This window comes from uncultured Tenacibaculum sp., assembly GCF_947502995.1.
Lineage (GTDB): Bacteria > Bacteroidota > Bacteroidia > Flavobacteriales > Flavobacteriaceae > Polaribacter.
The window spans coordinates 16,891-35,699 of the sequence record NZ_CANNBW010000016.1 but is presented as its reverse complement, the minus strand read 5'-3'; the positions used below and the strand labels follow the sequence as shown (position 1 = coordinate 35,699).

Sequence of the window (18,809 nt, the reverse complement as noted above, 5' to 3'; positions counted from 1 at the left end):
TGGTTTAAATTGATAATAAATAATAGATTTGTAAAAACTTTCTTTTTATGCAAGAGCCAATACTGCATTTAGAAAATGCAGATATCTACCAAAGAGACATTCTAGTTTTATCGAAAATTAATTTCACTTTAAATAAAGGTGATTTTTACTATTTGATTGGTAAAACTGGTAGTGGAAAAAGTAGTTTATTAAAAACATTATACGGAGATCTTAGACTACAACGTGGTTTAGGTAGCATTGTTGGTTTTGATTTAAAGAAAATGAAAGAAAAAGACATTCCTTTCTTAAGAAGAAAACTAGGAATTGTTTTTCAAGATTTTAAGTTATTAAATGACCGTAATGTTTTTGATAATCTTGAATTTGTTTTGAAAGCTACAGGCTGGAAAGATAAAAACGAACGTAAAGAGAAAATTTACGAAGTTCTGGACAAAGTTGGTATGAAAGAAAAATACTACAAAAAAACTTTCGAACTTTCTGGTGGTGAACAGCAACGTGTGGCCATAGCTAGAGCCTTACTTAATGATCCTGAATTAATTTTAGCAGATGAGCCAACTGGTAATTTAGATCCAAGAACCTCTTTAGAAGTAATGGAACTTTTAAATGAGATTCATAAAAGTGGAAAAACTATTTTTATGGCCACTCATGATTATCAGTTAATTGTAAAATTTAAGCAAAAAACGGTAAAATGTGAAGGTGGAAAACTATTTGAAGTTGTTCAACAGACTCCGCCTACAAAAAACCAGGATAAAAAAGAAAACGAAAACACTTAGTTATTGAAGAAAAAGATTTTTGTTGCTGTTACTAATGATATTTCTACAGATCAAAGAGTTCATAAAGTTTGTACTTATCTTTTAAAAAACAACTTTGACGTTTTGGTATATGGTAGAGTTTTACCCAATACTATTGAAATTGATCGACCTTATAAAATAGTTCGAAAAAAACACTGGTTTAACAATAATTTTCTTTTTTACGCTGAATATAATGTTCGATTATTTTTCTATTTACTTTTTCGTAAATACACTTACATCTTATCTAATGATTTAGATACATTACCTGCTTGCTTTTTCGCAAGCTCTATAAAGCGAAATACACAATTAGTATATGATAGTCATGAATTATTTTCTGAAGGTCCTGAATTACAAGGACGTAAATTTGTACAAGGGTTTTGGCGGAAATTAGAATACTTTTTCTTACCAAGAATTAGAAAATCTTACACTGTTAGTCAATCTATTGTTAAGTTTTACAATGATCGACATAACAATCATATGGGACTAATTCGAAACTTACCTCGACTTCACAGAGAAATTATTGAAGAAAAAGTAAGCTTTCCTACAAAAAATAAAGTGATTTTATATCAAGGTGTATTAAATCCCGGAAGAGGAATTAAACCCATGATTAAGGCTCTACATTTACTTTCAGGTATTGATTTAGTTATTATTGGCTATGGGAAAGTAGAACAAGAATTAAAAGATTTTGTTCAATTAGAAAATCTAGAATCAAGAGTTCATTTTTTAGGTAGAGTTGCTCACGAAAAACTACCAAACTATACAAAACTAGCAGATCTTGGTATGGTATTAGAAGAACCTCTTGGTAAGAGCTTCGAGTTTTCTTTACCTAACAAATTATTTGATTATATTCATGCTGAATTGCCATTAATTTCTGGTAATCTACCTGAAATTAACAATATTGTTAGCACATACAATGTTGGTATTGCCGTAGATTCCTATCAACCTGAAGCTATTGCTAAAGCTGTTTCTTCTATTCTTAATGACAAAACATTAATTAATGAAATAAAGCAAAATCAAAGAATAGCAAAAGAAGAATTGTGTTGGGAAAAAGAACAATTGAAATTAGATTCATACTTTAATTAGTTACATTATAAAAACTAAAGTTTCCATAATCATTCCTACATTTAATAACTTAGAAAAGTTAAAGCAATGTATATTTAGCCTACAAATTCAGCGCTATACAGAATTTGAAGTTTGGATAATTGATGGGGCTTCCACAGATGGGACAATAGATTTTTTAAAGACATTACCGTCAAAGTTTAAATTTATATCAGAAAAAGACAATGGTATTTATGATGCCATGAATAAAGGAATTGATTTAGCACATGGAGAATGGTTATATTTTATGGGAGCTGATGACAAACTGTTCTCTAACCTTACTTTATTTTCAATATTTTATTCAAAAAATTTTGATGATGTGAAATTAATTATTGGTAATGTTACCTATGATGGAAATCAAAATTTTAACTCTAGTTTTTCTAGTAAATTATGGATCAAAAACACATTACACCATCAATCTGTATTCTATAAAAAGATATTATTTAAAACACGAAAATACGACACTTCGTTTAAGGTTTTATCAGATTATCATTTCAACTTGTATCTGTACAATAAAAAGATTAATCACATAAAAATCAATGAAACTATAGCTATATGTGGCGCTGAAGGAATTTCAAAAAACTATGATTGGAATTTATACAGAGAAGATATTCGTTTAAAAATCAAAAACTCAAATACTTTATTTATTATTTTTTTCTGGATTTTAGGAATGTCTAAATATCTGTTCAGAAAATTAAATAAAAAACCCGCTTCAAAGTAGAAGCGGGAAATTGCTATGAAAAACTATGAAAAAGAAACTTTAAATACGTCTCTGGCAATGTAGACGGAGCTTTATCTACCTTCTTACAAAACCTTTTTGACTTTAACATTTCTTTCACATTTATAGTTACTTACTTCAGTTCTTTTAACATCCAAACATTACAACTTGAATGTCCAGAATTCCCTAATTGTGTATCTAAAGTTTTAAATCCAGATTCTTCATACATAGCTATTGCCTTAGAAAAATGTGGCAAACTTTCTAAATAAACATTTGTATACCCTAATTCTTTGGCAGAATCAATACTTTTCAACATTAATTCTTTACCTATACCTTTTCCTCTAACAGAAGTAGAAATATAAAACTTTACCAATTCACAAACTCCTTCTTCTAAACCATCTGTAGGATAAATACCACAACAACCTACAGCTTTTCCATCTAGTTCTGCAACCCATAAAATTGCTTTTGGGATATTGAACAATTCAAACAAATTATCTGTAGACTCATCTGAATACACAGTTCCTGTTCTTGGTGCATCGAACTCTTCAATTGTATTGCGAATTACCTTTGCTAAGAATGGATTGTCTTCTAACTTTACTTTTCTATAAATTACACTCACTTTCGAAAATTTTATTACTAAGATAAAACAAAAAAGCAATCTCAAATGAGATTGCTTTTTAATATTGTCCACTTAAAATTTATTATAATTCTAAGTTTGCATTATTTGTTTTTACAGCATCAGCAGAAGCAGCTAAGTGTTCTTTTTCAGCATCACTTAAGTTAATTTCTACTATACTTTCGATACCATTTCTTCCTAACACTACAGGAACTCCGATACATAAATCAGATAAACCGTACTCTCCATCTAATAAAGCAGAACATGGATAAATCTTCTTTTGATCACAAGCAATTGCTTGAACTAAACCTGATACAGCAGCACCTGGAGCATACCAAGCAGAAGTACCTAATAATCCAGTTAATGTAGCACCACCAACTTTAGTATCTTGCTTTACTTGCTCTAATCTTTCTTCTGATAAGAATTCAGAAACTGGAACAGAGTTACGAGTAGCCAAACGAGTTAATGGAACCATACCTTTATCAGAGTGACCTCCAATTACCATTCCGTCTACATCAGAAATTGGTGCTTCTAAAGCTTCAGCTAATCTGTACTTGAAACGAGCAGAATCTAAAGCTCCTCCCATACCAATAATTCTATTCTTTGGTAATCCAGTAGTTTTATGAACTAAATATGTCATAGTATCCATTGGATTAGATACTACGATGATAATTGTATTTGGAGAATGCTCAATTAAACTAGAAGAAACTGATTTTACAATACCAGCGTTAATTCCTAATAATTCATCACGAGACATTCCTGGCTTACGAGCGATACCAGAAGTAATAACACAGATGTCTGAACCTGCAGTTTTGCTGTAATCTCCTGTAGTTCCTACGATTTTAGTATCGAATCCGTTTAAAGAAGCAGTTTGCATTAAGTCCATTGCTTTACCTTCAGCAAAACCTTCTTTAATATCTACTAATACTACTTCTGAAGCGAAATTTTTAATCGCAATGTACTCAGCACAACTTGCACCTACGGCACCTGCTCCAACAACTGTTACTTTCATTTTATATATTTTTATTGAAAATTAATAATCTAAGATGAGCAAAAATAGCTATTTACGAAATGAAATAAAAGCAAAAACTCATGGAAATGACCATGAGTTTTTGTTTTTATAATTTATTTTAGAGTATTATTCTTTAGCTTTCATTTTTGTATAGTCTAATACATATTGACTAAAATAACGCCACTTTATCTTCTTAACTGGATTTTTCTCCATGAACTCTTTACAATCACCAAATAACTCTTCGTATTTATCATCTAAATCTTTCTTACGTAACCAAAAGATTTTACCATCTTTTTTCACATAATAAGATTTAGCTAAACCACCTGCAACGTTAAAACCAAAAGCACCTAATTTAGTAGTTTCTTTAGCATTTGGATCTCCAAAAACTTCTATATACTTACTAAAAGTTGGATTTATTAATTGCATCATATATTCTTTCTCCTTCTTTCTGTTTTTTAATGATACTTTTTGATTCTTGAAATAAATATATCCCTGGTTGATTACATCATTATCCATATCTGATCTTTCCCATTGACGAACATCATATACATGTCTCCAAGATTTTGTGAATTTTTCGAATCCACTTGGATAAAGATACATTTCTTTAATTTCATCAGAATCTAACTTTATTTTTTTTCCTGATTTTTCTTCTTTTAATTTAATATAATAAATCTGTCCTTTCTTTCTATCTACATCTTTCTTAAACCCTTCTATTCTAGTTCCATCTTTAAGAACAACAATAGATTTTTTCTTCCCTGAATAGCGATTGTAGACTTTATCAAATAAATCTTTTCCGTTACCTTCTTTTTTATCTTTTTTCTCTTCTTGGCTGTACCCTAAAAAAGTAATTAATGATAATGTAATTAATAAAAATTTTGTCTTCATAATTGATTTTATGTTATTCGATGCTAAGTTAACTAAATAATTGAATAACAAAAAGCCTAGGGTTTCCCTAGGCTTTTAAAAGTATATTTTCGTTCTGTTATTTATCTAAAACTAAAAGCAATACCAGCATTTAACGAACTGTATTCTTGCAGTGTATAACTTCCAAATATTTTAAAGAATCCTAAACTAATTCTAGCTCCTACAGTAGCATTAAAACTACTTGCATCTTGCTCTAAAGAAAATGGATCTGTAACTGTTTCTTGTACGTTTGGTAAAAGAGGATTTCCCGTATTATATCTTAAAGTATACTCTCCTAACATATTTAGATTTGTACTTCCTGAGTTAAAACCTACACCTCCATAAAAATTAATAATAGGTAAATTTAAAGAAGCTATTGCTTGAAAAGTATAAGCATTAAGTCTGAACTCTGTTAAAGCATTACGAGTAGAGATTTCTTGCTCATTTACATCTCCAATTACATAATCTACATTCATATTAGAATAAGCCGCTAATATTGAAATATGTAATGGTGTTTTTCCTACTATCCCTAACCAATCTGTTATTTCCTTTTTCAAACCAATACCAAAGACACTTCCTTTCACGTCATCTGAACCTACTTTAGGTGTATATCGAACCATTGCATCTAGTTTAAATGGCAAACCAATACCAACTTGAATAGATGGAGCTGGAACTGAGTTTAATGGTAAATCTTCTTTTACTCCATTAGGCATTTGAAAATTAGCCGAAACATTTTGACCCGCAACAGTAGATTGATATGTTATTGTAGCAGGTGTATTTGAATCTCCTGCTACAGTTGGAGTCATATTTCTATCAAAAGTTGTTGAATTTGATAATCCAATAGCAGATAAATCAAAAATCTCTTCTTTTTCTGGAACTAAAGAAGCACTAGCCCCTATTGTAATATCAAAACCAAATTTCTTATGCACTTTTGCTGTATGATACCATCCGTTATTCATACTAAATATAAAACCTTTGAATGCTGGTTGTAAATAAGCATCTGTTATTTTAGCAGCATCTTCTCTGGCTAATAATATTGTCTCTAACTCTTGTGAAAATGAACTAATTGTAGAACATACAAAAAGTGATAATAAGAACTTCTTCATTGTTAATCGTATTGTTAGTTTTTGTAAAAATATAAAAACTATCTTCAAAATTACTACCAACTTTTAGGTATTTAACCTAAAAAACTATAGGTGATTCTCCTAAAAACGTACTTTATTTTTTTAGTTTTGCTTGAATGAAAGCTATTCTACAATCTAAATATACAGTTCCTGTTTTTTTATTTTTCTTAGTGTTAATTAACATACTTCAGGGGTATTCTACTGAGTTATTGGCTGACGAGGCATATTATTGGGCGTACAGTAAAAATTTAGATTGGGGGTATTTTGATCATCCACCAATGATAGCTTTATGGATAACTATTTCAAAATTATTTTTTAGCTCTGGAGAACTAAGTGTTCGCTTTTTCTCAGCGATATCTTTATCCTTTTCTTTTTATTTTGTTTGGTTGCTTATTCAACACCACAAGAAAAGAGAATTTACTTGGTTGTTTTTATTGTTAATAATCACTACATTATTATTTAATGTTTACGGATTCATAACAGTTCCTGATACACCTCTACTTTTCTTTTTCTCTCTCTTTTTATTAGGATATAAAAAATACATCACTAAAAATAACTTCAGTAGCTATGCTATTCTAGCCATAGCTATGGCTGGAATGCTATACAGTAAATATCATGCAGTTCTAATTATTTTCTTTGTCTTACTTTCGAATTTAAAAGTATTAAAAGATTGGAGAATCTGGGTAACAACATTAGCAACAATCATCTTATTTTCTCCTCATTTATATTGGCAATATATTAATGATTTCGCTTCAATTAAATATCATTTATTTGAGAGAAATACTAAAAGTTACAGAATTGATTATACAACAAATCATATTTTAAATCTTGTCGCAATTATTGGACTTACCTTTCCTATTGTCTATTTAGCCTTTTTCAAAAGATTAAAAATAAAGGATCAGTTTGAAAAAGCGTTACGTTATCTAGTTTTAGGATTTGCAATCTTCTTTTTTGTTTCTTCTTTTAAAAGTCGAGTACAAGCACAATGGGTTGTTCCTATATCTATTCCTCTAGTAATAATTCCATTTTATTATTTAATCGATAATCCTAAGAAAATAAAAGCTTTTAAAATTCTAGCTTTTATAACAATATTTGTAACCATAACGCTACGAATTATTATTGCAAATGATGGAATTATACCTAAACAATTTGAAATGCATGGAAATAAAAAATGGGTTCAAAAACTAGACAATGCACTTAAAGGTTCAACTCCTTTATTTCTTAATTCTTATCAAAACACATCTATTTACTGGTTTTACTCTGGTAAAAAACCTTTTCAAATTAATTCTTGGAGAAGTAGAAAAAATCAATATGATTTATATGAATACAATCAGAACTTTAATTTAGATAGGTTTTCTCTCATAACATTTGATAGAAGTGGAAATGCTACAGATTCTATTCTTAAAAAGAATAAAAGTTTATTATATATTGAGCACAATACTAACGGATATATCAAAAGAGCTAAAGCTGAATTTACTTTAGAAAGTCCCGTAATAAATAAAGAAAGAGAATCAGTTATTAAGGTTTCTTATGATAAAGAATTGATTTCTGAACTTAAAGGTTTAGAACTTCATATCATTTTCAAATTCGAAAGAGAGAGAGAGGTAACTCAAGCAAAGTTAATAGACAATACAATTGTATTTACTACTCCAAAATTAGAATGGTCTCCTTCACATATTCAAATAGCAGGAACAACCAATTCTAAAATAATTCCGTTAAGATTTAGCAACATGACTAAATGTTCTTACCAAGAATAAATATTTAAAGAAACTTATAAAGTTTCTTTAAATATCTTTTGAAATATAATTTTGTATAACTTATAAAATAACGTTCCAAGTATAATTCCGGAAACATATCCTGTGGAAACATCTATTGGATAATGAACCCCTAAATACAATCTACTATATCCAAATACTAAAGGAAATAAAATTAATATGTAGATATATTTTATTCTCTTACGTAATAATAGAATAATAAAAGTTGTAAATGTTGTTGATAAAGAAGCATGACCTGACCAAAAGCTTTTACCTCTAGGTTTGTATGAAAATTGCCTTAAATACTCTTGCATTTCTACAGCATTACAAGGTCTAGTTCTTCCTGTTAAGTTTTTAATGAAATTTGTAAATTGATCAGAAAAAGCTACAAAAATTGCAATAAACAATAGAGTGAATAACGTTTTCTTGACACCAAATTTCCATACTAACAACCCTAGTATTACAACAAATAACGGTATCCAATTAAATTGATGTGTAATCCACAACCATAAATTATCCCATTGCTCGTTTCCTAGGTTATTCAGATAAATTAAAAGCGCTTTGTCTTTTTCTATAAGCGCATCGAGTAAACTATTTTCCAACTTTAAGAACTTCTATTTCAAAAATAAGATCTGTATTCGGCTTAATTACTGGTAAACGACCAACTTCACCGTATCCTAAATAACTTGGTATAAAAAGACGTGCTTTTTCACCTTCTTTAAGCATAGCAGCACCTTCTTTCCATCCTGCAATTAATGGATAATTAAGATCATTAATTGTGAATGTAAAAGGCTGATTTTGGTCTATACTTGAAGCTATTTTATTACCTAAATCATCTAACAATACATAATGTACTGTTGTTGGTAAATCTGGATTAACTTTTTTCCCTGAAGTCTCCTTAATCTTAACAACTTTAAGTCCAGATTTAGTAGTTATAGCGCTATAGTAATCTAATTCTTTCTTTAGATTTTCTTTTGCTATTTTAATTTTTCTTTCTCTTTCTTTTTTACGCTCTTCTGAATTTGATAATTCTGTAAGAAAAACTTCTGGAGCATTAAAGTCTTTAGCTTTTTTTCCTACTCTAATAATTTCAATTTTATTAATTAAATCATTTTGTACGATAGTATCTACAATATTTTGTCCGTAAGTTACTTTTCCAAAAACAGAATGTTTACCATCTAACCAAGGAGTTTCTTTGTGTGTAATAAAAAATTGAGCTGAATTTGTAGCTGGACCAGAATTTGCCATAGACAAAACTCCCGCGCTATCATGTTTAAAGATTAACTCTCCTTTTTCGTTTAAAGGAAATTCATCATCAAAACGATATCCTCCACTACCTCTTCCAGTTCCTGTAGGATCTCCTCCTTGAATCATAAAATTTTTAATAACTCTGTGAAATTTAATTCCATCATAAAAAGGTTTACCTTTTAAAGAATCTGTTACTTTAGGGTTATTTCCTTCTGCTAAAGAAACAAAGTTAGCTACAGTCATTGGAACAATTTCCGAATGTAACTTAATTAAAATATCACCTTTATTGGTTTGAATATCTGCATATAACCCATCTTTTAATTCTGGATACTTAACAGTTTTACAAGATGAAAATATAATTACGACTAATGATGCTATTAAAAACTTTATTGATTTCATATTTTAAAATTAAAAAAAGAAAAGACATTGATAAAAATAACCAATGTCTTTTTTAATATTTTTATTAGTGACCGTGTCCGTCTCCTTTAGTGTGTCCGTCTCCTAATGGTGCTGGAGGAACAACTTCTAATAACTCTACATCAAATACTAATGTTGAAAAAGGCTTTAAAACTGGTCCTCTTTGTTGGTAACCATAAGCTAACTCTTGAGGTATAAAGAATTTATACTTTGCTCCTGGCTTCATTAATTGTAAACCTTCAGTCCATCCTTTAATTACTTGAGTAACTCCAAATTCAGCTGGATCTTTTTGAGGTTCCATAGTACTATCGAAAACTGTTCCATCGATTAAAGCTCCGTGATAGTGAACTTTTACCTTATCTGTAACTTTAGGTGCATCTCCACTACCTTCATTGATTACTTTATATTGTAATCCGCTAGCTGTAGTTTTAACTCCTTCTTTTGATTTATTTTCTGCTAAGAATTTTTCATTTTCTTCTTTATACTCTTTGAAATCAGCCTCAGCTTTTTTCTTCATATCCTCTTCTCTCTTCTTCATTTGATCCATTCTTAACTTCTGGAAATAGCTACTAATGATCTTCTCAGCTTCTTTTCTGTCAATTAAAGTTGTGTTCGAAGAATCTCTTCCTTCAGAATATCCTTGAATATATAAATCTGGATCTAACTCCTTTGCTGCTGCATCAACACTCATTCTCATTGCTGTGTTTAATCCAATAGCATAACTTACCGTATCTATATATGTATCTAAACTTGCTTTTGTTTTTACTTGATTATTGTTACAAGAAACAATAGTCATACCCATGGCTGCAACAGCCAAAACTTTAGTTAATTTCATTATTTACTTTTTTAATGTCGATTAATGTTAGTTTGCTTTTTAACGTTTGATTCATTCTTATTTTTCCTCCATCACCTGTAACTCCATAAGCTCTATAAGAAGGAATGACAAATGTAATAGTTTCTCCCTTTTTCATCAACTTTATTCCATCTTGCAATGCTGGTATAAAATCTTCTTTATCTACCTTATATTCGATAGTTTGTTCATTATACAAAGGAGTATTATTAAAATCTGAAATGGTATATTTAATCGTTACTACATCACCTTTTTTAGGTGTAATAGAGTTTAACGTGTCCTTTTTATTGTACATATACCAAAAACCATTTGGAGAACTTAAATAGTTATTTAAAGTATCTTTAGCTAAACTATTTTCTATTTGTTTCTTCTCTAATTGATTCAATTTTATGTTTTCTTCTATTACTTCTTTATAAAAATTAGAGGTTGTATGTTTTTTAGGTCTCCTAGCTTCAGGTGAACTACAAGTTGCTAAAAAAACACTTACAATCGGTATAATAATCCACTTACTATTCATATGAATTAAATAAGTCGTTTTTATATTCGGGTAATAGTGATGTAAACTTCTTAATAGTTTCATCAATATTCATATCAGACCTTCCTCCTGCTGCATTATCATGCCCGCCTCCATTGAAATGATTTCTTGCAAATTTATTTACAGAAAAACTTCCTTTCGATCTAAAAGATATTTTCACAATTCGTTGTTCTACATCTTCAATAAAAATAACTGCAAATACAATTCCTTTAAGAGATAAAGCATAATTTACAACACCTTCTGTATCTCCTTTTTCATAATTAAACTCGTCTTTATCTTTTTGAGTTAATGTGATATAAGCAGTTTTATATTCTGATAGAACTTTTAAATTACTCAATGCTCGTCCTAATAACATTAATCTACTATGAGAATTGGCATCATAAACATCACTATGAATTCGATCGTTTTGCGCTCCTTTATCTATCAAATCTGCAATAATTCTATGCGTTTTACTTGTTGTAGAGCGAAAACGAAAAGAACCTGTATCTGTCATGATTCCAGTATACAATGCTGTAGCAATGTTTTCATCAATAAGATCTAAATCATCAAACATTTCAATGAAATTATATACCATTTGACAAGTAGAAGACATTGTTGTATCTGAATACATATATTCAAAATCATCTGGTTGTTGATGATGATCAATCAGAGCAAAATCATTTTCGTATTTCGTTAACGTATTTTTCATATCGTCACCAACTCTATGTAAAGCATTAAAATCTAAAAGAAAAATAATATCTGATTTTGCCAACGCCTTTACACATTGGTTATTTTGACGATCAAAGCGATAAACAGTTTCTACTCCTGGTATCCAATGTAGAAAATCAGGAAACTCATTCGGCATTAATACCTGAGTCTGATGTCCTTTTTTATCTAAATAATGTTTTAATCCTAAGGTAGATCCAACGGCATCTCCATCAGGGTTTTTATGTCCTATTATTACGATACGTCTAGACGTTTCAAGGTACTTAGAAAGTTCTTTAAAATTCTTTAGAATCATAGACAGCGAATATACAATTTAATATTCTTTTAAAAATTTAATAATATCTGATTTGTTAATTTGTTGATCATTTAAAAACAATTATGAAAAAAATATTTCTCCTACTTCTTAGCATTTGTTTTAATTCATTCATTTATAGTCAAAATGATTTCACCATTACTTTTGGTTCTTGTAATAAATCTTCAATAGAGAACTTATTTTGGGACGATATAGTATCTCTAGCCCCAAATGTTTGGATTTGGGGTGGCGATAATATTTATGCTGACACCAATAACATGCAAGAGATGAAAGCTTTTTACAAAGCACAATGGAACCAGAAAGGATACAAAGAACTTACAAGAAAAGTTAAGATTTTAGGAACTTGGGACGATCATGACTATGGAAAAAATGATGCTGGTGAAGAATATAAAATGAAAAAAGAAAGCCAACAATTGTTTCTAGATTTCTTACAAGTGAACACATCAGACTCAAGAAGAAAACGTGAAGGTGTATATCATTCTGAAATATTTAAAACTAAAAAAGGGGCTGTAAAAATTATCATTTTAGATACGCGTTATCATAGAAGTTCTTTAACAAAAGATAAGAATAGTAGTCAAAAAAAATATATCTCTAGTAAATTCAATGAGGGAACTATTCTCGGTAAAAAACAATGGAATTGGCTAACTAACGAATTACATGATTCAAAAGCGGACTTCAACATTATCATGAGTAGTATTCAAGTAATTTCGAGTGAACATCGATTTGAAAAATGGGAAAATTTCCCTCATGAGAGAAAACGATTATTTGAGTTAATTAAAACTTCAAAAGCTAAAAACACCATATTATTATCCGGAGACAGACACATTTCTGAATTTTCTAAAATTAGTATTAAAAACTTACCTTACCCTTTAATCTAATTTACTTCCAGTGGGTTGACTCATGCTTACAGAGGTTTTAAAAGTGAATTAAACAGTAATCGTGTTGGAAACGTAGTTTTTAGAGAAAGTTTTGGGGTATTAAAGTTTGATTTTGACAACAAAAAAGTAAGTTTTCAAATGCGTAGCGATGGTAATAGTATTTTACAAGAATTCTCACAAATTTATCCTTAACTTGCTCGTAACATTAAAAAGCGTATTTTTGCGCGAAATTAAAATAGACAAAAAAATAAAATGGCAACAAATAGAACTTTTACAATGATTAAACCAGATGCTGTTGAAAACGGACATACTGGAGCTATATTAGAAAAAATTAATGCTGCTGGATTTAGAATTGTAGCATTAAAGAAAACGCAAATGACTAAGCGTGATGCTGAAACTTTTTATGCAGTACACAATGAGCGTCCTTTTTTCGGAGAGTTAGTTGAATTTATGACTCGTGGTCCTATCATTGCTGCTGTTTTAGAAAAAGATAATGCAGTTGAAGATTTTAGAACTTTAATTGGTGCTACTAACCCTGCTGAAGCTGCTGAAGGAACAATCAGAAAACTTTACGCTACTTCTATTGGAGAAAACGCTGTTCACGGTTCTGATTCTGATGAGAATGCTGAAATCGAAAGTAACTTCCACTTTGCTGGTAGAGAGATGTTCTAAGAACATTAAGATATAAAACAAAAAACTCGCTATTGAAAAATAGCGAGTTTTTTTATACTTCTAGTTAAGTTTTTTAAACTAACATTAATTTTCTAATTACAGCCTCGCCCATTTCATGGTTAAGCATATTTATAATTTTCTCTTTCCCATAACTTAACTCTTCTCGTAAAACAGAAGAATTTAATCTAACAATTAAAGTTCCATTTTGAAGTTTAACTTCACTAGTGTAAGAATGTACGCCTGGGCCCATTAATTTTTCCCAAGCTTCTTCAATTTTTATTTTTTGAAAACCTTTTTCTAACTTATTTTCTTTGATAAAAGCTCCCATTAAATCTTTTATCGAAATACTATTGTTTTGTCTTTTTGCCATAGCTTAAAGATTAAATATCTGATATGGTTTATTACTCTGTTTTACTACATTCTCTGTTCTTTCAGAATGTGTGTCTGTTATAAAAATCTGTCCGAATTCATCGTTATTTACCAAATCCACTATTTGTGCTACTCTATTTTCATCAAGCTTATCAAAAATATCATCTAATAACAATATTGGTGTTAATTCCGATTGCTTTTTTATAAACTCAAACTGAGCTAATTTTAAAGCGATTAAATATGATTTTTGTTGTCCTTGAGAACCAAACTTCTTGATTGGATACGAACCGATTTCAAAAGTTAAATCATCTTTATGAACCCCTGCAGAAGTATACTGCAAAATTTTATCTTTCTCTAATTGCAAATCCAATAAATCGTTAAAAGATGTTGTATTTAACTGACTCTTATAAGATAAATTCACTTGTTCATTATCGTTAGATATCACTTGATATTTCTCGTTAAAAATTGGAGTAAATTTCTTTAAAAACTCTTTTCTTTTCTCGTGAATTTCTTCTCCATACTGAATCAATTGTTCATTATAAACTTTTAAATTTAACGCATCAAAAGTTCGATTAGCTGCAAAAAATTTCAACAAAGCATTTCTTTGATTTAAAATTTTATTATAAGCAATTAAAGAAGACAAATACTTTTTATCTTGTTGAGAAATAACACCATCAATAAACTTACGTCGTGTTTCACTTCCTTCAATAATTAAATCTCTATCTGCTGGAGAAATAATAACCAAAGGAAATTGACCTATATGATCTGAGAAGCGATCATAAACTTTACCATTTCGCTTCAATACTTTTTTCTGACCTCTTTTTAAAGAACAAATAATTTTTTCGGAGCGTTCTTTCACCAAATAATCACCTTCAACCATAAAAAAATCTTCATTATGTCGAATATTCTGACCAGCAATTGGGTTAAAATAACTTTTTGCGAAAGACAAATAATAGATCGCATCGAGAATATTAGTCTTTCCCACGCCATTGTTTCCCACAAAACAATTAATCTTTTTCTCAAAATTAAATGTTTGGGCTTCAATATTTTTAAAATTCACTAAAGACAGTTTCTCTAAATACACTACACTATTCGTTTTCAGACAGGAAATGCAAAATAACGAAAAATCGTCTTTTAAAATCCAATTAAAAAAACTATTTTTGCGCCACTAATTTTATAAAAGTTATGGCAACATATAAAAAGCGAGGATATAAACCTAAGAAAGAAAAGGTTGTAGAAGAAGTTATTGAAGAAACATTTGACGAGTCACAAAGTGACGTCGCAAAAACCTTTGACGGCCTTGATGAAGTTGCCAACAAATCAGAACAATGGATTGAAAAAAACAGCAAACCATTATTCATTGGATTAGTAGGTATCGCTGCATTAATCTTAGTGTACTTAGCTTACAACAAATTTATTTCTGAACCAAACGAAGTTAATGCTGCTAACGAATTAGCTTACCCAAGATCTTTCTTTGATCAAGCAGAAAAAGCTGCTGGTGCTAAAGCTGATAGTTTATACAACTTAGGCTTAAAAGGAGGAGCTGATGGAAAATATGGATTTTTAGATATTTCTAAATCTTTTGGTGGAACTAAAGCTGGAAACTTAGCGAATTATTATGCTGGTATCACATATTTAAGACAAAAAGATTACAAACAAGCAATTTCTTACTTAAGTGACTTTAATTCTGATGATGAATTATTAGGACCAACTGCTTTAGGTGCTATTGGAGATGCTTTTGCTGATATTGATCAACCTGCTGAAGCTTTAGAATATTATGAAAAAGCTGCAAACAAAAAAAATAACGAGTTTACTACTCCTATGTTCTTATTCAAAGCAGGACAAACTGCAATGAAATTAGACAAGCATGATAAAGCTTTAGGGTATTTTACTACAATCAAAGAAAAATACGCTACTACTCAAATAGGTAGAGATATTGATAAGTACTTAAACAGCGCTAAATACGCTAAATAAGATATGGCTACAACGAACTTATCATATTACGATAAAAACACAATCCCAAATGCGAAAGACTTTCGATTTGGGATTGTTGTTTCAGAATGGAATCCTGAAATCACTAAGAATTTACACAAGGGAGCTGTTGATACTTTAATCGATTGTGGAGCTGAAGAAAAGAATATCGTTTCTTGGGATGTTCCTGGTAGTTTTGAGTTAGTTTATGGTTGTAAAAAGATGATCGAAACTGAAAAACTTGACGCCATTATTGCTATTGGAAATGTGATTCAGGGAGAAACAAAACATTTCGACTTTGTTTGTGAAGGTGTTACTCAAGGTATTGTTGATCTTAACACAGCTTACGACGTACCTGTAATATTTTGTGTATTAACAGACAATACCAGACAACAATCTATTGATCGTTCTGGTGGAAAACTAGGAAACAAAGGAATTGAATGTGCAGTAGCTGCAGTAAAAATGGCTGCATTAAAGAACATCGGTATAAAGAAGAATACTTTAGGTTTCTAGAAGAAATTTTTAAAAAGATATGTTAAAATAGCCAAGTTGTATACTTGGCTATTTTAATTTCATAAACATACGATTTGATAGCTTATCTTTTATTCGTAATTTTGAATTAATATGTTTTTTGGTGTGGTTTTTGAATTGATACCTTAAATTTTAAAATCAATTATTATGTTAGGATGGAGTAAATTTAAAGGAAAGACTCATAATGTTTTTGAGTACAAACCTCGTTATTATAAGGGAGATGGAAATCCTTATGAATTCAAACACAAGTTTGATGAGTACAGAACCACTGTTGGAAAAAAGAAAAACTTAAAAGATAAATTTACGGCAGCTATTAACGAATTTAAAACTTCAGAAAACGGAGGAATAAACAAAACTATCGTTATTATTGCCTCTATCTTAACTTTTATATTTTTATACGTGATAGATTTTGATCTATCTATATTTTTTAGCAAATAATTAATGTCAGATATTATTCAGTTACTTCCCGATCATGTTGCAAATCAGATTGCAGCAGGTGAAGTTGTTCAGCGTCCAGCCTCAGTTGTAAAAGAATTACTAGAAAATGCAATTGATGCTGGTTCGACTAGCATTACATTACTCTTAAAAGATGCTGGTAAAACTTTAGTTCAAGTAATCGATAACGGAAAAGGAATGAGCACCACAGATGCTCGTTTATGTTTTGAGAGACATGCTACTTCTAAAATTAAAGATGCTAAAGATTTATTTAATCTAAACACTAAAGGTTTTAGAGGAGAAGCTTTAGCTTCTATTGCAGCGATTGCTCATGTTGAATTAAAAACAAGACAACATAACGAAGAAGTTGGAACAGCCATTAAAATTGAAGGAAGCTCTGTAATATCTCAAGATGTAGTTTCTACAGCTAAAGGAACAAGTTTAGCTGTTAAAAACTTGTTTTATAATATTCCTGCACGAAGAAACTTTTTAAAATCAGACACCGTTGAAACTCGACATATTATTGATGAATTTCAACGTGTTGCAATGGCTCATCCTGACATTGCTTTCCAGTTACACCATAATGGAAATGAAGTTTACCATCTTAAAGAAAGTAATTTAAGAAAACGTATTGTTGCTATTTTTGGCAACAAAATGAATGAAAAATTAGTTCCTTTAGATGAACAAACAGACATTATGAAAATAAGAGGTTTTGTTGCAAAACCTTCATACGCAAAGAAAAAAAGAGGCGAACAATTCTTTTTTGTTAATGATCGTTTTATAAAAAGTTCGTATTTAAACCATGCTGTAAATAGCGCTTTTGACGGTTTATTGGAAAATGGTTATCATCCAACTTATTTCATATATTTTGATGTTCCACCTAACACTATAGATATTAACATTCACCCAACTAAAACTGAGGTGAAATTTGACAATGAAAAAGCTTTGTATGCCATTTTAAGAGCAACAGTTAAACATAGTTTAGGGCAATATAGTGTTGCTCCTGTTTTAGATTTTAATAGAGATGCAACTTTAGACACGCCGTATACGTTTAAAGACAAACCAGCTGTTTCAACACCTAAAATAATTGTTGATCCTGATTTTAACCCTTTTAAAAACGAACAAATTAGTTCTCCTGCACCAGTAAGTCAAAAAAGAGAATCGATACCATCATCGTCTTCTGTTCAAAAGACACCATCTTTTAAAACTGACTACAAAAAAGACGCAGGAAGTTGGGAATCTTTATATGTAAACACATATGAAAGTACTCAACAAGAGAAACTTTTTGAAAGTGAAAAAGAAACAGAAACAGGTAAAACATTTCAAATTCAAAAGAAATATATTTTAAGTACTATTAAATCTGGAGTTGTTTTAATTCACCAGTCCTTAGCTCATCAACGCGTTTTATACGAAGAGTTTTTAACGAATATTACCATTAAAGATGCTAATAGTCAGCAGTTATTATTTCCAATAAACATTTCATTCTCTTCATCAGACATTGAAATGATTTTTAGTATAAAATCTGATTTAGAAAGTGCTGGATTTGTGTTTAATGAATTTACAAAAGAAAGTGTTGTTATTGGTGGAATTCCAACATCTATATCTGAGAGTCAAATTAGTTTAATTTTAGAACAACTTTTAGATGATTTGAAATTAGAAGTTCCAGATGCTAGCTTTAGCCATTATGATGTTATGGCTAAATCATTTGCTAAATCTTTAGCAATAAAAACTGGAACTATTTTATCTGTAAAAGAACAAGAAACTTTAGTAAATAATTTATTTTCTTGTAAAGAACCTAGTGTTTCTCCCCTTGGGAAACCAACATTTAAAACCTTAACTTTACAAGAAATTGATAATATTTTTAGTAATTAG

Annotated in this window: 21 protein-coding genes; 10 read left to right on the top strand and 11 right to left on the bottom strand. The window is 29.9% G+C overall.

The annotated features are described in order from the left end of the window. The first annotated feature begins 47 nt into the window (after positions 1-47). Genes Q1A46_RS14035 through Q1A46_RS14025 form a run of 3 tightly spaced genes read left to right on the top strand, consistent with a single transcriptional unit; the run spans position 48 to position 2,607 of the window. Positions 48-770 carry a cell division ATP-binding protein FtsE gene (locus Q1A46_RS14035; protein ID WP_299679905.1) on the top strand — a complete coding sequence of 241 codons (723 nt, stop codon included), beginning with the start codon at positions 48-50 and terminating at the stop codon, positions 768-770. Between the two features lie 3 nt (positions 771-773). Then, positions 774-1,871, top strand: a complete 1,098-nt coding sequence (locus tag Q1A46_RS14030) for a glycosyltransferase (protein ID WP_299679903.1) — start codon at positions 774-776, stop codon at positions 1,869-1,871. Then, positions 1,855-2,607: a glycosyltransferase family 2 protein gene (locus Q1A46_RS14025; protein ID WP_306420531.1), complete on the top strand. Its 753-nt coding sequence runs from the start codon at positions 1,855-1,857 to the stop codon at positions 2,605-2,607. Before Q1A46_RS14030 ends, Q1A46_RS14025 begins: the two co-directional genes overlap by 17 nt. A gap of 130 nt (positions 2,608-2,737) precedes the next feature. On the opposite strand, the gene Q1A46_RS14020 is transcribed toward Q1A46_RS14025, so the two are convergent. From Q1A46_RS14020 to Q1A46_RS14005, 4 genes are all read right to left on the bottom strand, one after another. Continuing rightward, positions 2,738-3,223: a GNAT family N-acetyltransferase gene (locus Q1A46_RS14020; RefSeq protein ID WP_299679901.1), complete on the bottom strand. Its 486-nt coding sequence runs from the start codon at positions 3,221-3,223 to the stop codon at positions 2,738-2,740. Between the two features lie 82 nt (positions 3,224-3,305). Continuing rightward, positions 3,306-4,232: a malate dehydrogenase gene (gene mdh, locus Q1A46_RS14015; RefSeq protein WP_095073642.1), complete on the bottom strand. Its 927-nt coding sequence runs from the start codon at positions 4,230-4,232 to the stop codon at positions 3,306-3,308. A 126-nt stretch (positions 4,233-4,358) separates the two neighbouring features. Then, on the bottom strand, positions 4,359-5,117 hold the full coding sequence (locus Q1A46_RS14010; protein WP_299679896.1) for a hypothetical protein: 759 nt from the start codon (positions 5,115-5,117) through the stop codon (positions 4,359-4,361). A 101-nt stretch (positions 5,118-5,218) separates the two neighbouring features. After that, positions 5,219-6,241, bottom strand: coding sequence for a DUF6588 family protein (locus Q1A46_RS14005; protein ID WP_299679893.1), 1,023 nt, complete (start codon positions 6,239-6,241; stop codon positions 5,219-5,221). A gap of 134 nt (positions 6,242-6,375) precedes the next feature. On the opposite strand from Q1A46_RS14005, the gene Q1A46_RS14000 reads away from it, so the two are divergent. After that, positions 6,376-8,016, top strand: coding sequence for a glycosyltransferase family 39 protein (locus tag Q1A46_RS14000; RefSeq protein WP_299679890.1), 1,641 nt, complete (start codon positions 6,376-6,378; stop codon positions 8,014-8,016). A gap of 14 nt (positions 8,017-8,030) precedes the next feature. On the opposite strand, the gene Q1A46_RS13995 is transcribed toward Q1A46_RS14000, so the two are convergent. The 5 genes from Q1A46_RS13995 to Q1A46_RS13975 form a co-directional block, all read right to left on the bottom strand. Continuing rightward, a complete protein-coding gene (locus tag Q1A46_RS13995; RefSeq protein ID WP_299679887.1) occupies positions 8,031-8,615 on the bottom strand; it encodes a phosphatase PAP2 family protein in 585 nt (194 codons plus the stop codon). After that, on the bottom strand, positions 8,605-9,660 hold the full coding sequence (locus tag Q1A46_RS13990; protein WP_299679884.1) for a peptidylprolyl isomerase: 1,056 nt from the start codon (positions 9,658-9,660) through the stop codon (positions 8,605-8,607). The genes Q1A46_RS13995 and Q1A46_RS13990 overlap by 11 nt, the downstream gene beginning before the upstream one ends. 64 nt (positions 9,661-9,724) lie before the next feature. Then, complete coding sequence (locus Q1A46_RS13985) at positions 9,725-10,513, bottom strand: FKBP-type peptidyl-prolyl cis-trans isomerase (protein WP_299679881.1); 789 nt, start codon at positions 10,511-10,513, stop codon at positions 9,725-9,727. After that, complete coding sequence (gene gldI / locus Q1A46_RS13980) at positions 10,500-11,045, bottom strand: gliding motility-associated peptidyl-prolyl isomerase GldI (protein WP_299679878.1); 546 nt, start codon at positions 11,043-11,045, stop codon at positions 10,500-10,502. The genes Q1A46_RS13985 and gldI overlap by 14 nt, the downstream gene beginning before the upstream one ends. Further along, on the bottom strand, positions 11,038-12,063 hold the full coding sequence (locus Q1A46_RS13975) for a bifunctional oligoribonuclease/PAP phosphatase NrnA (RefSeq protein WP_299679875.1): 1,026 nt from the start codon (positions 12,061-12,063) through the stop codon (positions 11,038-11,040). Before Q1A46_RS13975 ends, gldI begins: the two co-directional genes overlap by 8 nt. Before the next feature lie 83 nt (positions 12,064-12,146). On the opposite strand from Q1A46_RS13975, the gene Q1A46_RS13970 reads away from it, so the two are divergent. Then, positions 12,147-12,959, top strand: a complete 813-nt coding sequence (locus Q1A46_RS13970; RefSeq protein WP_299679871.1) for an alkaline phosphatase D family protein — start codon at positions 12,147-12,149, stop codon at positions 12,957-12,959. A 252-nt stretch (positions 12,960-13,211) separates the two neighbouring features. Further along, complete coding sequence (locus Q1A46_RS13965; protein WP_095073662.1) at positions 13,212-13,631, top strand: nucleoside-diphosphate kinase; 420 nt, start codon at positions 13,212-13,214, stop codon at positions 13,629-13,631. Positions 13,632-13,704: 73 nt separating this feature from the next. On the opposite strand, the gene Q1A46_RS13960 is transcribed toward Q1A46_RS13965, so the two are convergent. Next, complete coding sequence (locus tag Q1A46_RS13960; RefSeq protein ID WP_299679866.1) at positions 13,705-14,001, bottom strand: DUF721 domain-containing protein; 297 nt, start codon at positions 13,999-14,001, stop codon at positions 13,705-13,707. Positions 14,002-14,004: 3 nt separating this feature from the next. After that, on the bottom strand, positions 14,005-15,084 hold the full coding sequence (locus tag Q1A46_RS13955) for a DNA replication/repair protein RecF (protein WP_299679863.1): 1,080 nt from the start codon (positions 15,082-15,084) through the stop codon (positions 14,005-14,007). A gap of 101 nt (positions 15,085-15,185) precedes the next feature. On the opposite strand from Q1A46_RS13955, the gene Q1A46_RS13950 reads away from it, so the two are divergent. The 4 genes from Q1A46_RS13950 (at position 15,186) to mutL (ending at position 18,809) form a co-directional block, all read left to right on the top strand. Next, positions 15,186-15,974, top strand: a complete 789-nt coding sequence (locus Q1A46_RS13950) for a tol-pal system YbgF family protein (protein WP_299679860.1) — start codon at positions 15,186-15,188, stop codon at positions 15,972-15,974. Between the two features lie 3 nt (positions 15,975-15,977). Next, the gene (gene ribH, locus Q1A46_RS13945) at positions 15,978-16,484 is read left to right on the top strand and encodes a 6,7-dimethyl-8-ribityllumazine synthase (protein WP_299679857.1); all 507 of its coding nucleotides are present in this window, start codon (positions 15,978-15,980) and stop codon (positions 16,482-16,484) included. 165 nt (positions 16,485-16,649) lie between these two features. Further along, positions 16,650-16,940, top strand: a complete 291-nt coding sequence (locus Q1A46_RS13940; protein ID WP_299679854.1) for a riboflavin synthase subunit beta — start codon at positions 16,650-16,652, stop codon at positions 16,938-16,940. A gap of 3 nt (positions 16,941-16,943) precedes the next feature. Beyond that, entirely contained in the window at positions 16,944-18,809 is a 1,866-nt protein-coding gene (gene mutL, locus Q1A46_RS13935) for a DNA mismatch repair endonuclease MutL (RefSeq protein ID WP_299679851.1), read from the top strand.

Excerpts from the sequence above, each read along its gene's own strand:
- Q1A46_RS14035 (WP_299679905.1), top strand. The coding sequence starts at position 48 with ATGCAAGAGCCAATACTGCATTTAGAAAATGCAGATATCTACCAAAGA.
- mdh (WP_095073642.1), bottom strand. The coding sequence starts at position 4,232 with ATGAAAGTAACAGTTGTTGGAGCAGGTGCCGTAGGTGCAAGTTGTGCT.
- Q1A46_RS14010 (WP_299679896.1), bottom strand. The coding sequence starts at position 5,117 with ATGAAGACAAAATTTTTATTAATTACATTATCATTAATTACTTTTTTA.
- Q1A46_RS14005 (WP_299679893.1), bottom strand. The coding sequence starts at position 6,241 with ATGAAGAAGTTCTTATTATCACTTTTTGTATGTTCTACAATTAGTTCA.
- Q1A46_RS14000 (WP_299679890.1), top strand. The coding sequence starts at position 6,376 with ATGAAAGCTATTCTACAATCTAAATATACAGTTCCTGTTTTTTTATTT.
- Q1A46_RS13990 (WP_299679884.1), bottom strand. The coding sequence starts at position 9,660 with ATGAAATCAATAAAGTTTTTAATAGCATCATTAGTCGTAATTATATTT.
- Q1A46_RS13985 (WP_299679881.1), bottom strand. The coding sequence starts at position 10,513 with ATGAAATTAACTAAAGTTTTGGCTGTTGCAGCCATGGGTATGACTATT.
- gldI (WP_299679878.1), bottom strand. The coding sequence starts at position 11,045 with ATGAATAGTAAGTGGATTATTATACCGATTGTAAGTGTTTTTTTAGCA.
- Q1A46_RS13975 (WP_299679875.1), bottom strand. The coding sequence starts at position 12,063 with ATGATTCTAAAGAATTTTAAAGAACTTTCTAAGTACCTTGAAACGTCT.
- Q1A46_RS13970 (WP_299679871.1), top strand. The coding sequence starts at position 12,147 with ATGAAAAAAATATTTCTCCTACTTCTTAGCATTTGTTTTAATTCATTC.
- Q1A46_RS13965 (WP_095073662.1), top strand. The coding sequence starts at position 13,212 with ATGGCAACAAATAGAACTTTTACAATGATTAAACCAGATGCTGTTGAA.
- Q1A46_RS13960 (WP_299679866.1), bottom strand. The coding sequence starts at position 14,001 with ATGGCAAAAAGACAAAACAATAGTATTTCGATAAAAGATTTAATGGGA.
- Q1A46_RS13950 (WP_299679860.1), top strand. The coding sequence starts at position 15,186 with ATGGCAACATATAAAAAGCGAGGATATAAACCTAAGAAAGAAAAGGTT.
- ribH (WP_299679857.1), top strand. The coding sequence starts at position 15,978 with ATGGCTACAACGAACTTATCATATTACGATAAAAACACAATCCCAAAT.
- Q1A46_RS13940 (WP_299679854.1), top strand. The coding sequence starts at position 16,650 with ATGTTAGGATGGAGTAAATTTAAAGGAAAGACTCATAATGTTTTTGAG.
- mutL (WP_299679851.1), top strand. The coding sequence starts at position 16,944 with ATGTCAGATATTATTCAGTTACTTCCCGATCATGTTGCAAATCAGATT.